Annotated in this window: 13 protein-coding genes; 6 read left to right on the forward strand and 7 right to left on the reverse strand. The window is 63.9% G+C overall.

Features of this window, described 5'->3' with window-relative positions:
* Positions 1-10: 10 nt before the first annotated feature.
* The 3 genes from RFM52_RS01965 to RFM52_RS01975 all read right to left on the reverse strand — a co-directional run bounded on the left by RFM52_RS01965 (position 11) and on the right by RFM52_RS01975 (position 4,794).
* Positions 11-970 carry an ABC transporter permease gene (locus RFM52_RS01965; RefSeq protein WP_320294168.1) on the reverse strand — a complete coding sequence of 320 codons (960 nt, stop codon included), beginning with the start codon at positions 968-970 and terminating at the stop codon, positions 11-13.
* Between the two features lie 100 nt (positions 971-1,070).
* Positions 1,071-2,660 carry an ABC transporter substrate-binding protein gene (locus RFM52_RS01970; protein ID WP_320294169.1) on the reverse strand — a complete coding sequence of 530 codons (1,590 nt, stop codon included), beginning with the start codon at positions 2,658-2,660 and terminating at the stop codon, positions 1,071-1,073.
* 148 nt (positions 2,661-2,808) lie between these two features.
* Positions 2,809-4,794, reverse strand: a complete 1,986-nt coding sequence (locus tag RFM52_RS01975; RefSeq protein WP_320294170.1) for a CocE/NonD family hydrolase — start codon at positions 4,792-4,794, stop codon at positions 2,809-2,811.
* A gap of 185 nt (positions 4,795-4,979) precedes the next feature.
* Here RFM52_RS01975 and RFM52_RS01980 point away from each other — a divergent pair, with 185 nt between their 5' ends.
* Together RFM52_RS01980 and RFM52_RS01985 are read left to right on the forward strand one after the other, a co-directional pair.
* Entirely contained in the window at positions 4,980-5,234 is a 255-nt protein-coding gene (locus RFM52_RS01980; RefSeq protein WP_320294461.1) for a BrnT family toxin, read from the forward strand.
* On the forward strand, positions 5,221-5,532 hold the full coding sequence (locus tag RFM52_RS01985; RefSeq protein ID WP_320294171.1) for a BrnA antitoxin family protein: 312 nt from the start codon (positions 5,221-5,223) through the stop codon (positions 5,530-5,532). Before RFM52_RS01980 ends, RFM52_RS01985 begins: the two co-directional genes overlap by 14 nt.
* A 10-nt stretch (positions 5,533-5,542) precedes the next feature.
* On the opposite strand, the gene RFM52_RS01990 is transcribed toward RFM52_RS01985, so the two are convergent.
* The 4 genes from RFM52_RS01990 to puuE are packed head-to-tail and all read right to left on the reverse strand — an operon-like array spanning position 5,543 to position 8,934.
* Positions 5,543-6,136: a nucleoside deaminase gene (locus RFM52_RS01990; RefSeq protein ID WP_320294172.1), complete on the reverse strand. Its 594-nt coding sequence runs from the start codon at positions 6,134-6,136 to the stop codon at positions 5,543-5,545.
* A 10-nt stretch (positions 6,137-6,146) separates the two neighbouring features.
* Positions 6,147-6,638, reverse strand: coding sequence for an ureidoglycolate lyase (locus RFM52_RS01995; protein WP_320294173.1), 492 nt, complete (start codon positions 6,636-6,638; stop codon positions 6,147-6,149).
* On the reverse strand, positions 6,635-7,495 hold the full coding sequence (locus RFM52_RS02000) for a bifunctional allantoicase/(S)-ureidoglycine aminohydrolase (RefSeq protein WP_320294174.1): 861 nt from the start codon (positions 7,493-7,495) through the stop codon (positions 6,635-6,637). Before RFM52_RS02000 ends, RFM52_RS01995 begins: the two co-directional genes overlap by 4 nt.
* Before the next feature lie 14 nt (positions 7,496-7,509).
* Entirely contained in the window at positions 7,510-8,934 is a 1,425-nt protein-coding gene (gene puuE, locus RFM52_RS02005; RefSeq protein ID WP_320294175.1) for an allantoinase PuuE, read from the reverse strand.
* 186 nt (positions 8,935-9,120) lie between these two features.
* Here puuE and uraH point away from each other — a divergent pair, with 186 nt between their 5' ends.
* From uraH to xdhC, 4 genes are all read left to right on the forward strand, one after another.
* Positions 9,121-9,495: a hydroxyisourate hydrolase gene (gene uraH / locus RFM52_RS02010; RefSeq protein WP_320294176.1), complete on the forward strand. Its 375-nt coding sequence runs from the start codon at positions 9,121-9,123 to the stop codon at positions 9,493-9,495.
* Positions 9,496-9,498: 3 nt separating this feature from the next.
* Entirely contained in the window at positions 9,499-10,974 is a 1,476-nt protein-coding gene (gene xdhA / locus RFM52_RS02015; protein ID WP_320294177.1) for a xanthine dehydrogenase small subunit, read from the forward strand.
* A complete protein-coding gene (gene xdhB / locus RFM52_RS02020; RefSeq protein WP_320294178.1) occupies positions 10,974-13,337 on the forward strand; it encodes a xanthine dehydrogenase molybdopterin binding subunit in 2,364 nt (787 codons plus the stop codon). The genes xdhA and xdhB overlap by 1 nt, the downstream gene beginning before the upstream one ends.
* Positions 13,338-13,451: 114 nt before the next feature.
* Positions 13,452-14,354, forward strand: a complete 903-nt coding sequence (xdhC, locus tag RFM52_RS02025) for a xanthine dehydrogenase accessory protein XdhC (RefSeq protein WP_320294462.1) — start codon at positions 13,452-13,454, stop codon at positions 14,352-14,354.
* The last annotated feature ends 27 nt before the right edge of the window (positions 14,355-14,381 follow it).

Below are 14,381 nucleotides of genomic sequence, written 5' to 3' on the forward strand. Positions count from 1 at the left end.
GATGCCCCCGTCATTTCGGATGTCTCAGCCGCGGATTGGCCACGATGGCGGCGATGTCGGCAACGATGTTGAGCGTGATGTAGACCGCGGCGAAGATCAGGCCGACCGCCTGCACCACCGGCACGTCGCGCTTGGCGACATGATCGACCAGATACTGCCCCATGCCCGGATAGACGAAGATCACTTCGACCACGACGACGCCGACGATGAGATAGGCGAGGTTGAGCATGACGACGTTGACGACCGGCGCGATCGCATTGGGAAAGGCATGCTTGCGGATGATGTCGAAGGCCTTCAGCCCCTTGAGCTCGGCCGTCTCGATATAGGCCGACTGCATGACATTGAGGATCGCAGCGCGCGTCATTCGCATCATATGGGCGAGCACCACCAGGGTCAGCGCCGTAGCCGGCAGCACCACGGCCTGCAGCCTTTCCAGGAAGGGCGTGGAGTCGTCTACCGTCGAGATGCTGGGGAAGATCTGCCATTTCACGGCGAAGAAATAGATCAGCACATAGCCGATGAAGAACTCCGGGAACGATGTCGAGGCCAGCGCCAGGCCGGAGATCAGCTTGTCGACGAAGCCGTTGCGATAGCGCACCGCAATGAGGCCGAGGATGATCGCCAGCGGCACCGCGACGATTGCCGCGCAGGCCGCCAGGAACAGCGTGTTCTTCAGCCGGGTGCTGATGGAGGTCGCAATGTCCAGTCCGCTCGACTGCGCCGTGCCGAAGTCGCCATGCAGGATGCCCCAGAGCCAGTGCACGTAGCGCAGCCACGCCGGGTCGTTGAGCCCGAGCTGCTCGCGCAGGTTCGCCAGCGCCTCCGGCGTGGCCGACTGGCCGAGGATCGCCTGGGCGACGTCGCCCGGCAGGATCTGCGTGCCGGCGAAGATAAGCACCGAAACGGCCAAAAGAAGAACCAGGCCCAGCAAGACGCGCTGAGCGACCAATCTCAGGATCGGAGACGACATCGGCTACCTGCAACGGTGAAGAAGGGACGACGCCCGCCTTTCGGGCGGGTCATGAAAACGGGGAAGGGCCGGCTTGCGCCAGCCCTTCCCTTATCCTTCATCAGGCCTGCAGCCAGCACTCGATCAGGGCATGGCCGTTGCTGAGTTCCTGCGCCGGGTTGTCGACCCAGCCTTCGACGCCCTTGCCGGTTGCGTCGACGAACTGGTTGAAGAACGGCACGATCAGGCCGCCTTCGTCGCGCATGATCTCGCCCATGTCGCGATAGATCTTCTTGCGCTTGGCTTCGTCGAGCTCGCCGCGCGCCGCAAGCACCATCTTGTCGAAGTCCGGGCGCTTGAAGCGTGTGTCGTTCCAGTCCGCGGTCGAGAGGTAAGCGGTCGAATACATCTGGTCCTGGGTCGGACGGCCGCCCCAGTAGGAGAGCGAGAAGGGCTGCTTGTTCCAGACTTCTGTCCAGTAGCCGTCGCCGGGCTCGCGCTTGATCTCGATCTTGATGCCGGCCTTGGCGCAGCTCTGCTGGTAGAGCTGGGCGGCGTCGACCGCGCCCGGGAAGGCGACGTCGGAAGTGCGCAGCAGGATCGAGCCGCTATGGCCTGACTTCTTGTAAGCCGCGGCTGCCTTTTCCGGATCGAACTTGCGCTGCTCGAAATCGCCGGCGAACAGCGGGTAGGCCTTGTTGACCGGCATGTCGTTGCCAACCTCGCCGTAGCCGCGCAGGATTTTGGTCAGCATCTCCTCGCGGTCCATGGCAAGCTTCAACGCCATCCTGAGATCGTTGTTGTCGAAGGGCGCGGTGTCGCAGAACATGTTGAAGGGGTAGAAGCCGCGGCCCGAGGCGGCGCGGATCGTGACGCCGGGCAGCCGCTTGACCAGGTCGACGATCTTCGGCTCGACACGATTGATCATGTTGACCTGGCCGCCCTGCAGCGCTGCCATGCGCGCCGTCGGGTCGTTGACGACGACGATCTCGACCTGGTCGGCATGGCCGTATTTGTCGGCCTGCCAGTAGTTGGCGAAGCGTTCGCCGCCATGCTTCACGCCGGGCTGGTTCGTGGTGACTTTGTACGGGCCGGTGCCGATGCCGGCGTCCGGCTTGTCCATGCCGCCATTCGGCTGGATGATCAGGTGATAATCCGCCATCAGATAGGGCATGTCGGCATTCGGGTCTTTCAGCGTGACCACGACATTGCCGCCGTCGGTCTTGATGGTGTCGATGCTCTTCAAGACGCCGAGCGCGCCCGACTTGGACTTCTCGTCGCTGTGGCGCTTCAGCGTCGCCACCACGTCGTCCGGCGTCACTTCCTTGCCGTTGTGGAACTGGACGCCCTTGCGGATCTTCATCGTCCAGGTCTTGGCGTCGTCCGAAGAGCCGATTTCTTCGGCGATGCGGTATTCGACGCCGCCGCCCGGTGCGAGCTCGACCAGCGTCTCGCCCCAGCATTTGCCGAAGGCGAACGGAACCTGGCTAAGGAAGGTCGCCGGATCTAGGCTGTTGGTGGATTCGCCGCCCTGCAGGCCGGCCTTCAACGTGCCGCCCTTGACCGGACCGGCCGCACGCACGGCCTTGGAGAGCAGCGAGTTGGCGACGGTGGCGGCGACGCCGAGCGCCGCGGCGCGACCGAGAAAATCGCGACGGCTAAGTTTTCCGGCCGCGACTCGCCGGCTGAGATAGTCGAGTTCGTTGGACATTATGGTTCCTCACTCTGGATATCCGACCTTAGGGTCGTTTCTTGCTATTGGAGGAGATAATGACCGTAAGGGAAAGCGACAGGCAAGACCGAATGCGACATACCGTGGCGTAAATCGCACGTCGCATTTGGACCAATCTTGTCTCGGCTCAAACCATGGAGCGGGGAATCGCCTGCTCGAAGTCGCGTTCGAAGACCAGCTTTTCGCCCTCATAGGCCTCGATTCTGGCGCTGATGATGAAGTTGCCGGCGTCCGATCGCATCTGGGCAAAAGTTTCGGTCCGCACCGACCATTCATTGCGCGACAATGTCTGCGTCCAATGCGTGGCTCCGGTGGCCGACAACGGGTCGTCGGGATGGATCGTCCATGTCTCGCGCGCGATGCTGCCATTGACCAGCCCATGGTCGAGGTCGCGCAGCTCGCCGAAGTCGTCGGTTATGGAGAGCGTGACAAGGCCGGTCTTCTCGTCGCGGTCGACATGGCGTTCGGACTTTGCCGGCCGGATCGTCTCGGTCGCCCAGGGTTTCGCGCCTTCCGGCTCAGCAAACGAAACCTCATCCTGCTTTGCCAGCGGGCGCAGCGGCAGCTTCAGCGTCGCCTTCGCGAGATCGAGCCGCACCGGCTCCGGCGAGGGCCAGATCATTGGCCAGTAGGCGGTCGAAACGGCGACGCGCAATTTGTGGCCGACCGGCACCCGGTAAGCGCATTGGTCGAGCACGACGCGTGCCGACACCGTCTCGCCGGGAATCAGCGCATGCGGGAATTCATGCGAGCTGCGGTGCGTGAGATTGAGAACGCCATAGGAGATCAATTCCGAGGCGCCGTCGGGATGCACGTCGCAGAGGCGCACCGCGATGTTGGCCTGGGGCCGATCGGAGGCAATTCGGACCTCGAGCTCGGGCGCCCCGACGATGTCGATCGCCTCGCCGAGCTCGGGTTGGTCGAAGCAAACCGACAGCGCGTCGTCGGGACGCTGGTCGCCCGGCAGTTCCGGCCCGAAGGTGAAGGGAAAATACTCACCGCCGGCAAGCCCGCAGGTCTGCGGCGAAGCGACGATCGAAGGTCTTGCACCTGCCGAAACGAGCTCGATTGCCTCGACCTTGATGTTCGAGGACGGCCATTCCTGTTCCGCCACCCAGCGGCCCGGCCGCTCGGGATGCCAGCGCGCCGGCCGCACGCTGTCCATGACATAGGCACGATAGTCCGGATCGGCTTCGACGCCGGTTTCAGCACCCTTCAGCCAGCGGTCCCACCAGCGCAGCGCTTCCTGCAGGAAGCCGATCGCCGGATTGGGTCCGGCATAATGAGGGTATTTGTGGATCCAGGGGCCGACGATGCCCTTGACCGGCGACTGGATGCCGGTGACGAGATTGGAGATGGTGTTGCGGTAGCCGTCATGCCAGCCGCCGATCGACAGCACGGCCGCCTTCACGGCAGAAAAATCCTCGCAGATCGAGCCGCGCTTCCAATAGGCGTCGCGATGCTGGTGGCCGAGCCAAAGGGGGAGGAGAAAAGACTGGTTCTCCAGCCGGCTGAGCCACAGGTCGCGCCAGCGATTGCCGCCGGCGATCGCCGGATCCGGGGGCCGCGACGAATAGGACAGCATCGTCGAGGCCCAGCCGAAATTTTCGAGCAGCAGGCAGCCGCCCTTGTAGTGGATGTCGTCGGCATAGCGGTCGACGGTCGAGCAAAGGCTGATCACCGCCTTCAGTGCCGGCGGCTGCTTCGCCGCGACCTGCAGGCAGTTGAAGCCGCCCCAGGAAATGCCCATCATGCCGACATTGCCGTTGCACCAGGGCTGCGCCGCGGCCCAGGCGATGACGTCGCAGGCATCCTGCAATTCCTGCTCGGAATATTCGTCGTCCATCAGCCCTTCGGAATCGCCATTGCCGCGCATGTCGACTCGGATCGAGGCGTAGCCATGCCCGGCGAAATAGGGATGCGTCAGCTGATCGCGAAAAATGGTGCCGTCGCGCTTGCGGTAGGGCAGGTGCTCCAGGATTGCCGGAACTGGATCGTCAGCCGCATCCTCCGGCATCCAGATGCGCGCCGACAGCCGGCAGCCATCCGGCATGACGATGCCCATATCGGGAAATTCGACGACCTTGCGGGGGAATTCGGTGACGGTTTTCATGGGGCGCATAACGCTCCGCGGCGTGACGACTTTCAATCGCCATTCGCGACTGGAGCATCAAAAAATGCGACCTGGGTCGTTGGTGAACGCACCCTCCGATGATCCGGCTTCTCCTTGCATTCTCCAGTAATTTATGTATTACGTTTATTTACGTGGCCCGACGCAGATACGGTGGATGATCTCGCCTGAAAATCGTTTGGGATGAGCCAAAACGGGTGACGAATCTCGCAAACCGAGGTCTCGATTTCGCTGATCTCGATATCGAGTTTTTTGCCACGTCAATCGTCCTCCCGGCCAAGACTGGCCGGTTGAAGGCGATTGGAGAATTTGGAGAGATCATTCTCGCCGTGATCTTCAAGCCGCTTGGTTCCGAAGCGATCTCGGTGATCTCGATGCGTCATGCCAGCCGAAAGGAAAGGTCCGTGTATGAGCAACACTAAGTCACGCGTTCGGCGGCTTACCGACGCCGAGGAAGCCGAAATTCAAAGACAGATTGCTGCCGATCCCGAGGACGGGGAGGCGACAGACGAACAGCTGGCACAAGCCAAGCCTTTCGCGGAAGTGCTCCCGGAGCTTTTCGAGAGTATAAGGCGTTCCCGTGGCCGGCCGGCCCTGGAGAAACCAAAGCAAGTCGTCTCCATTCGCCTGGACCAGGATGTCGTCAGGAAATTCAAGGCGACCGGCAAAGGCTGGCAGGCAAGGATAAATGAAGTGCTGAAAAACGCGAAGGTAAGGTAGGCAACCCGCGTCAGTTCAGCGGAATGTCGTTGTCTGCCTTGCTTGCCTGATAGGCGCCTGACAGCTCGTCATAGCGCGCCGCGATCCTGCCGATCCGCGCCTCCAGCCGGTCGCGCTCGGCCTCGGGCAACCCCCGCACCAGCCGGCGGATGGAAAAGCTCTTCCAGTAGGCGTTCTCGGCGTTGTAGCCGCCGGGATCGAGGGTGAAGACCTCCTTCAGGATCTTGAGGTCGTGCGGGATAGCAAAACTGTCGCGCGAATCCTCGTGACTGAACAGGTAGTAGAAATTGTCGAAGCCGGTCCAGGTGATCGCCGACAGGCAGAGCGAGCAGGGCTCGTGCGTGGCCACGAACAGCGCATCCTTGGTATCGACGCGCTTGGCCTTCGGCATCTCGTAGAAACGCTTCAGGCAGTGCACCTCGCCATGCCAGAGCGGGTTTTCGATTTCGTTGTTGGTTTCGGCCAGCACCAGCGACCGGTCGTCCTTCCGCAGGATCGCGGCGCCGAACAGCTTGTTGCCATGGGCAACGCCTTCAGCGGTCTTCGGCACGATGTCGTGCTCGATGACGTCGAGCAGGCGGTCGATCAGCGAAACGTCGGTCATGGGTAAGCTTTCAGGGGAGGTGGATCTCGTATGGATGCGAGAAATGGAACTCTTCGAGATTGGAGCCCTCACCGCCGCGGTCGACGATGAGGAAGTCCTGTTCCTCGCCGATCGGCGTCAGCACGCCGTGCCAAAGGTTGCGGCGGTAGTTGATGCCCTGTCCGGGGCCGGCGAGAAAGGCATGCGGCTCACCCGGCCCATCCTTGGTGTCGTGGCAGACGACGACCAGGAACGGTCGCGGCGACAGCGGGATGAAAGCCTGGCTGCCGAGCGGATGGCGCTCGACCATGGTGAGCTTCAGCGGCATCTCATAGGGCGTGCCGCGCACCATCGAGATCAGCACGCGCGCATTCGGGCCGGCGGCTTCCGCCGTGGCGAGGTCGTGATAGCGCATCGCCCGGCCGCCATTGATCGGGTAGCGGTTGTCGCCGCCCATGTCGATGACGTCGCCGAAGGGCGCGAAGGTCTCGCGGGTCAACGGTCGGGCGACGATGCGGGTCACCGCGCGTTGCCCCCAAGGTAGCCGCCAAGCCTGGCGTGCCGGTTGACGTCCTTGTAGAGCAGATAGCGGAAATTGCCGGGGCCGCCGGCATAGCAGGCTTGCGGGCAGAAGGCGCGCAGCCACATGAAATCGCCGGCCTCGACCTCGACCCAATCCTGGTTGAGCCGGTAGACGGCCTTGCCTTCCAGCACATAGAGCCCGTGCTCCATGACATGGGTTTCGGCGAAGGGGATGACCGCGCCCGGCTTCAGCGTCACGATTGTGACATGCATGTCGTGGCGCATGTCGGCCGGGTCGACGAAGCGGGTCGTTGCCCAGCGCCCTTCCGTACCCGGCATCGGGCTCGGCGCCACGTCCTGATCGCTCGAGAAGAAGGCCTCCGGCACGTCGAGGCCGTCGACCGCCTCATAGGCCTTGCGGATCCAGTGGAAGCGGGCAGCTTCGCCGCTCTCGTTGCGCACCGTCCAGCCGCTGGCCGGAGGCAGGAAGGCGAAGCCGCCGGGGGCAAGCACATGTTTCTTGCCGGCAAGCGATACGGTGATCTCGCCCCCGACGACGAACAGCACGCCCTCGGCGCCCGCATCGAGTTCCGGCCGGTCGCTGCCGCCGCCTGGTAGAACCTCGACGATGTATTGCGAGAACGTCTCGGCGAAGCCCGACAGGGGCCTTGCGATGATCCACGCACGCGTCTCGTCCCAGAACGGCAGCGGGCTGGTGACGATGTCCTGCATCACGCCTTTGGGGATGACCGCATAGGCCTCGGTGAAAACGGCCCTGCCGGTCAAAAGCTCGTTCTGGCCGGGATGGCCGCCCTGCGGCGCATAATAGGTTCGCTCGGCAGTCTTGATCATATCCATGGGGATCCCTGGCGTTATTGCGGGAGCATGTCTCTCAGCCGAAGCAGCGCGATGCGTTCGACCTGTTTGCAGGCGGTTTCCAGCTCGGTGCCGCGGCTGTTGCCGATCCGCGCCTCGAACTCCGCCAGGATTTCGTCCTTGGTCTTGCCCTTGACCGCGATGATGAAGGGGAAGCCGAAGGTCGTGACATAGGCGGCGTTGAGTTTCGAGAACAGCTCGCGCTCCTTGTCGGTCAGCGCGTCGAGCCCGGCGGAGGCTTGTTCCTTGGCCGATTCCGGCGTCAGGCGCTTGGCCTTGGCCAGCTTGCCGGCGAGGTCCGGGTGGGCGTTGAGCACGGAAAGCCGCTCGGCTTCGCTCGCCGCGCGGAAGACGCGGCAGAGCGCATTATGCAGGCCGCCGGCGCTGTCATGCGCAGGCCCGAGTTCGAGCTCATAGGCGCGCTCGGCGATCCACGGCGAATGCTCGAAGACACCGCCAAAGGCATGCACGAACTCTTCGAACTCCATCCGCGACGGGCGCAGCGCCGGCGCCTCGTAAGGGTGCGTTTCGCGCCAGTGCCTGGCGATGTCGATGCGCCGCGTCAGCCAAACCTTGTCATGCGACTTCACATAGTCGACGAAGCGCTTCAGCGCCGCCACGCGGCCCGGGCGGCCGACCAGCCGGCAGTGCAGGCCGATATTCATCATGCGCGGCCTGCCCGCTTTGCCCTCGGCATAGAGCGTGTCGAAGCTGTCCTTCAGATAGGCGAAGAACTGGTCGCCCGAATTGAATCCCTGCGGCGTTGCAAAGCGCATGTCGTTGGCGTCGAGCGTGTAGGGGATGACGAGCTGCGGCGTCTCCAGCCCGTCGCGGTCGAACCAGTAGGGCAGTTCGTCGTCATAGGTGTCGGAGACGTAGTCGAAGCCGCCTTCCTCGGCGACGAGGCGAACGGTGTTGACCGAGGTGCGCCCGGTGTACCAGCCGGTCGGCCGCGCGCCGGTCACTTCGTAATGCAGCCGGATGGCCTCATCGAGGTCGCGCCGCTCGTCCTCGGCCGCATGGTCGCGATAGTCGATCCATTTCAGCCCGTGCGAGGCGATTTCCCAGCCGGCCTCCTGCATCGCCGTGACCTGGTCGGGCGAGCGCGCCAGCGCCGTGGCGACGCCGTAGCAGGTCACCGGCACTTGCGCGTCGGTGAACAGCCGGTGGAGCCGCCAGAAGCCGGCCCGCGCGCCATATTCATAGATCGATTCCATGTTCCAGTGGCGTTGGCCGACCCAGGGCGCCGCCCCGACGATCTCCGAAAGGAAGGCTTCCGAAGCCTTGTCGCCATGCAGCACGCAGTTCTCGCCGCCTTCTTCATAATTGACGACGAACTGCACCGCGACATGCGCGCCGCCGGGCCATTTCGGATCCGGCGGATTGGCCCCGTAACCGCGCATGTCCCTATCGTAACGCATTGCCACTCCTGCCCGATGGTTGAGATGAAGATATCGAAAGGAGTGCGCATGCATTCCCCCGAAAATTTTTGAAAGTGCTTTTTGCCGCGCTCCGCTCGACCGGGGCTTATGCATAGCCTTTAATGGGCGCACAATTGACCTGAAACTGTACCGGCCAATCGGTCGTGCTGGAAATGGGAGGCGCCAGTGGCAGAAACGTCGAAAGCCGATGGCGGGCGCCTGACGACCCATGTGCTCGACACCGCGACTGGACGGCCGGCAAAGGGCCTGTCGATCGGGCTTTTCCGCATCGAAGGCCAGAGCCGCACGCATCTCAAGACCGTGGCCACCAATGACGATGGCCGTTGCGACGCGCCGCTGCTCGCCGGTGCCGATTTCCGCACCGGCGAATATGAGCTGGTCTTCGCCGCCGGCGACTATCTGCGTGGCCAGGGTGTCGACCTGCCGCAACCGGCCTTCCTCGACATCGTGCCGATCCGCTTCGGCATGGCGGAGGCGCGGCATTACCACGTGCCGCTCTTGATTTCGCCCTATGGCTACTCGACCTATCGGGGGAGCTGAGACATGGCCGGGACCCGCAACGAGATACGCTTCATCCTGAACGGCGCCGACGTGGCGCTGAAGGACGTCGCGCCCGATGCGACTTTGCTCGACTGGCTGCGGCTCAACCGCTCGCTGCGCGGCACCAAGGAAGGCTGCGCCGAAGGCGACTGCGGCGCCTGCACGGTGCTGGTCGGCAAGCTCGCTGCCGAAGGTCTCGTCTACGAAAGCGTCAACGCCTGCATTCGCTTCATGGGCTCGCTCGACGGCACCCATGTCGTGACGGTGGAACATCTGCGCGGCGATGGCGAAAAACTGCATCCGGTGCAGCAGGCGATGGTCGATTTCCATGGCTCGCAATGCGGCTTCTGCACGCCGGGCTTCATCATGTCGCTCTATGGGCTCTGGATGAAGAACCCCGATCCGTCCGACGCGGCGATCGAGAAGGCGCTGCAGGGCAATCTCTGCCGCTGCACCGGCTACGAGGCGATCATGCGCGCCGCGCACGCCATTTCGAGCTACGGCAAGGCGGCCAAGGATCCGCTGGCGCTGGAGCGCAAGGACATCACCGCGCGGCTGAAGGCGCTACGCGATGGCGCCAGGGTCGAAATCGGCTCCGGCAAGGCGCGGCTGATCGTGCCGGCCAATGCCGACGATTTCGCCGCCATCTTCGAAAACGAGCCGAAAGCGACCGTCGTTGCCGGTTCGACCGACGTGGGCCTGTGGGTCACCAAGCACATGCGCGACATCTCGCCGGCAATCTTCATCGGCGGTCTCGATGGCCTTGGCGCGATGTCTGAGAAGGATGGCGTGATCACCATCGGCGCCGGCGTCACTTACACCGAAGCCTTCGAAACGCTGTCGAAGCATATCCCGGCCTTGGGACCGCTGGTCGACCGCATCGGCGGCGAGCAGGTGCGCAATATGGGCACCATCGGCGGCAACGTCGCCAATGGCTCGCCGATCGGCGACACGCCGCCGCCGCTGATTGCGCTCGGCGCTGAGCTCACCCTGCGCAAGGGTAACGCCCGCCGCACGATACCGCTCGAAACCTTCTTCGTCGCCTATGGCAAGCAGGACCGTCAGCCCGGCGAGTTCGTCGAATCCGTCCATGTGCCGGTGCCGGCAAAAGGAACGAAGTTTGCCGTTTACAAGGTCACCAAGCGCCGGGACGAGGACATCACCGCGACGCTCGGGGCTTTCTACCTGACCTTGGCCAAGGATGGCACGGTGACCGATATCCGCATCGCCTATGGCGGCATGGCGGCGACGCCGAAGCGCGCCACGGCGGTCGAGAGGGCGCTGACCGGCAAGGCCTGGAACGAGGCGACGGTGGAGGCCGCAATGGCCGAATATGCCAAGGATTTCACGCCGCTGACCGACATGCGGGCGACCGCCGAATACCGGGCGCTGGCGGCAAGGAATCTGCTGCTGCGCTTCTATATCGAGACGACCGGAACGAAGGCGCCGTTCCAGGTATCACGTGAGGAGGCGGCCTGATGAACAAGCACGCCACTCCCAACCTCAAGGCGGAAAAAATCACCGGCGGCGTCGCCACCGACCAGCGGCACGATTCCGCGCACAAGCATGTCAGCGGCACCGCCGTTTATATCGACGACATGCCGGAGCCGGCCGGCACGCTGCATGTCGGCCTCGGCCTGTCGAAGGTCGCGCATGGCGCCCTGAAGAGCGTCGACCTGTCGGCGGTGCGCTCGGCTCCCGGCGTTGTCGATGTGCTGACCCATGCCGACGTTCCCGGCGAGAACGATGTTTCGCCAAGCAACATGCATGACGATCCGGTGCTCGCCGAAGGCAAGGTGCAGTTTTACGGCCAACCGATCTTCGCCGTGGTCGCCGAGACGCGCGAGGAAGCGCGCCGCGCGGCGCGCCTGGCCAGGATCGAGTATGACGAGCTTCCGGCCGTCATCGACATCTGGGATCTCGACCCGGTCAAGGACAAGCAGGTCACCACGCCGCTGATCCTGAAGCGCGGCGATGCCGCCGCGGCCATCGCTGCCGCTCCCCGCCGCATCAAGAACCGCATGTGGCTCGGCGGCCAGGACCATTTCTATCTCGAAGGCCAGGTCTCGCTGGCCATTCCCGGCGAGGATGACGAGGTCATCGTCTATTGCTCGACTCAAGGGCCGAGCGAGACGCAGCATCTGGTCGCCCATGCGCTCGGCGTGCCGAGCCATGCCGTGACAGTTGAGGTGCGCCGCATGGGCGGCGGCTTTGGCGGCAAGGAAACTCAAGCCAACCAGTGCGCCGCGATCGCCGCGATCGCCGCCAAGAAGCTCAAGCGTGCGGTGAAAATCCGGCTCGACCGCGACGAGGATATGACCGCCACCGGCAAGCGGCATGATTTCGCCATCGACTACGAGGTCGGCTTCGACGACGAGGGCAACATCCTCGGCGTCGACTTCACCTATGCCTTGCGTTGCGGCTTTTCCGCCGACCTGTCCGGCCCGGTCGGCGACCGGGCGCTGTTCCACTGCGATAACGCCTATTTCTATCCGGCGGTGCATGCGAAGTCGGCGCCGCTCTACACAAACACCGTCTCCAACACCGCCTTCCGCGGCTTCGGCGGCCCGCAAGGCATGGTCGGCGCCGAGCGCGTTATCGACGAGGTGGCTTTCGCCGTCGGCAAGGACTCGCTCGAGATCCGCAAGCTCAACTTCTACGACCCGATGGAGGCCATCGGCGAGCGCAGCGTCACGCCCTACCACCAGAAGGTCGAGGATTGCATCATCCAGCGCATCGTGGCGGAGCTGGAGGAAAGCTCCAATTACGCGCGCCGCCGCCGCGAGATCAGCGCCTTCAATGCCAACAGCCGCTTCCTCAAGCGCGGCCTGGCGATGACGCCGGTCAAGTTCGGCATCTCCTTCACCAAGACCGAGGCCAACCAGGCCGGCGCGCTGGTGCATGTCTATGCCGACGGTTCGGTGCATATGAACCATGGCGGCACCGAAATGGGCCAGGGCCTGCATCTCAAGGTGGCGCAGGTCGTGGCGGAAGAGTTCCAGATCGACCTCGACCGGGTCAAGATTACCGCCACCACCACCGCCAAGGTGCCGAACACCTCGCCGACGGCGGCTTCCTCGGGTGCCGACCTCAACGGCATGGCAGCGCAGGACGCCGCGCGCCAGATCCGCAAGCGGCTCACCGATTTTGCCGCCGACAAATATCAGGTCCCGCACGACCAGGTCGTGTTCCTGCCCAACCGGGTGCGCGTCGGCAACCAGGAGGTCGCCTTCAACGACCTGGTCAAGCAGGCCTACATCAATCGCGTCCAGTTGTCGGCGGCCGGTTTCTACAAGACGCCGAAGATCCATTGGGACCGCAGCAAGGGCCGTGGCCACGCCTTCTACTATTACGCCTATGGCGCGGCCTGCTCGGAGGTTTCGGTCGACACGCTCACCGGAGAGTATGTCGTCGAGCGCACCGACATCCTGCACGACGCCGGCCGCTCGCTGAACCGGGCGATCGACCTCGGCCAGATCGAGGGCGGCTTCATTCAGGGCATGGGCTGGCTGACGACGGAGGAATTGTGGTGGGACAACAGCGGCCGGCTGCGCACGCATGCGCCGTCGACCTACAAGATCCCGCTCGCCTCCGACCGTCCAAAGATCTTCAACGTCAAGCTGACCGACTGGTCGTCGGCCTATGAACCGACCATCCATCGCTCCAAGGCGGTCGGCGAGCCGCCGCTGCCGCACGGCATGTCGGTGCTGCATGCGCTGTCGGACGCGGTCGCGAGTGTCGCTGACCACAAGATCTGCCCGCGCCTCGACGCGCCGGCGACGCCGGAACGGGTGCTGATGGCGATCGAGCGGTTGAAGCGGGAAGCTGCGAAGCCGGCCTGAATGGGCCGAAACGTGCAAATCGAGGCGCAAAACGCTATATTTCCCAGCGCACGACCCCGAAATCGGCGTCGATTTCGGAAAGGATCATGCGCCAAACAGACGAAAATGCAGACGATGAACTCGAAAGTGCAAGAGCTGAAGGAATTCCTCGGCCGCGTCGGCCGGACTGCATTGGTTGAAGTGGCGGCGACGAAGGGCTCGACGCCGCGCGAGGCCGGTGCCTTCATGCTTGTCTCGATATCGTCGATTTTCGGCACGATCGGCGGCGGCCAACTCGAATATATGGCGATCGACAAGGCCCGGCAGATGCTGCGACCCTTATCTCCCCGCACGGGGGCGGATAGCGAAGCCCGGATTGAGGTCGATGAGGTCTGCGCCACGCTGGATGTCCCGCTCGGGCCGGAAATCGGCCAGTGCTGCGGTGGCCGCGTCGAGGTGTCCATCCGCTTGGTCGATGCTTCGCTTGAACGCGAGCTGATCGCCAAGGCCGAAGCCGAGGAAGCGCATCTCCCGCATGTCTATCTCTTCGGCGGTGGCCATGTTGGCCAGGCGCTGGCTGCGTCGCTGGCGCTCCTGCCGACCCATGTCGTCGTCGTCGAGACACGGGCAGATGCGCTGGAAGGCATGCCCGAAACGGTGGAAACACGCCTGACGCCGATGCCCGAGGCCGTGGTGCGCGAGGCGCCGGCTGGGTCGGCCTTCGCTATCCTGACCCACGACCATGCGCTGGATTTCCTGATCGTCGCCGAGGCGCTGAAGCGCGACGACACTGCCTATGTCGGCATGATCGGTTCCAAGACCAAGAAGGCCACGTTCAAGAACTGGTTCCTGAAGTCGGCCGAAGGCAGCGATGCCCAGTTCGCCCGGCTCGTCTCGCCGATCGGCGGCAATGCGGTGAAGGACAAGCGCCCGCCGGTGATCGCAGCACTCGCCGCCGCCGAGATCATGACGGCGCTGGTGTCGCACGCCGTCGAGGCGCCAAGGTCCACCGGTGCTGAAAAGGCGATGGCCGGCTGATCAGCCGGCCATGTGAGCGGCCGTCTG

It is taken from the genome of Mesorhizobium humile (genome assembly GCF_033977215.1).
Taxonomy (GTDB): Bacteria; Pseudomonadota; Alphaproteobacteria; order Rhizobiales; family Rhizobiaceae; genus Mesorhizobium; species Mesorhizobium humile.

Excerpts from the sequence above, each read along its gene's own strand:
- xdhB (WP_320294178.1), top strand. The coding sequence starts at position 10,974 with ATGAACAAGCACGCCACTCCCAACCTCAAGGCGGAAAAAATCACCGGC.
- RFM52_RS01975 (WP_320294170.1), bottom strand. The coding sequence starts at position 4,794 with ATGAAAACCGTCACCGAATTCCCCCGCAAGGTCGTCGAATTTCCCGAT.
- xdhA (WP_320294177.1), top strand. The coding sequence starts at position 9,499 with ATGGCCGGGACCCGCAACGAGATACGCTTCATCCTGAACGGCGCCGAC.
- RFM52_RS01965 (WP_320294168.1), bottom strand. The coding sequence starts at position 970 with ATGTCGTCTCCGATCCTGAGATTGGTCGCTCAGCGCGTCTTGCTGGGC.
- RFM52_RS02000 (WP_320294174.1), bottom strand. The coding sequence starts at position 7,495 with ATGGATATGATCAAGACTGCCGAGCGAACCTATTATGCGCCGCAGGGC.
- RFM52_RS01970 (WP_320294169.1), bottom strand. The coding sequence starts at position 2,660 with ATGTCCAACGAACTCGACTATCTCAGCCGGCGAGTCGCGGCCGGAAAA.
- xdhC (WP_320294462.1), top strand. The coding sequence starts at position 13,452 with ATGAACTCGAAAGTGCAAGAGCTGAAGGAATTCCTCGGCCGCGTCGGC.
- RFM52_RS01990 (WP_320294172.1), bottom strand. The coding sequence starts at position 6,136 with ATGACCGACGTTTCGCTGATCGACCGCCTGCTCGACGTCATCGAGCAC.
- puuE (WP_320294175.1), bottom strand. The coding sequence starts at position 8,934 with ATGCGTTACGATAGGGACATGCGCGGTTACGGGGCCAATCCGCCGGAT.
- RFM52_RS01985 (WP_320294171.1), top strand. The coding sequence starts at position 5,221 with ATGAGCAACACTAAGTCACGCGTTCGGCGGCTTACCGACGCCGAGGAA.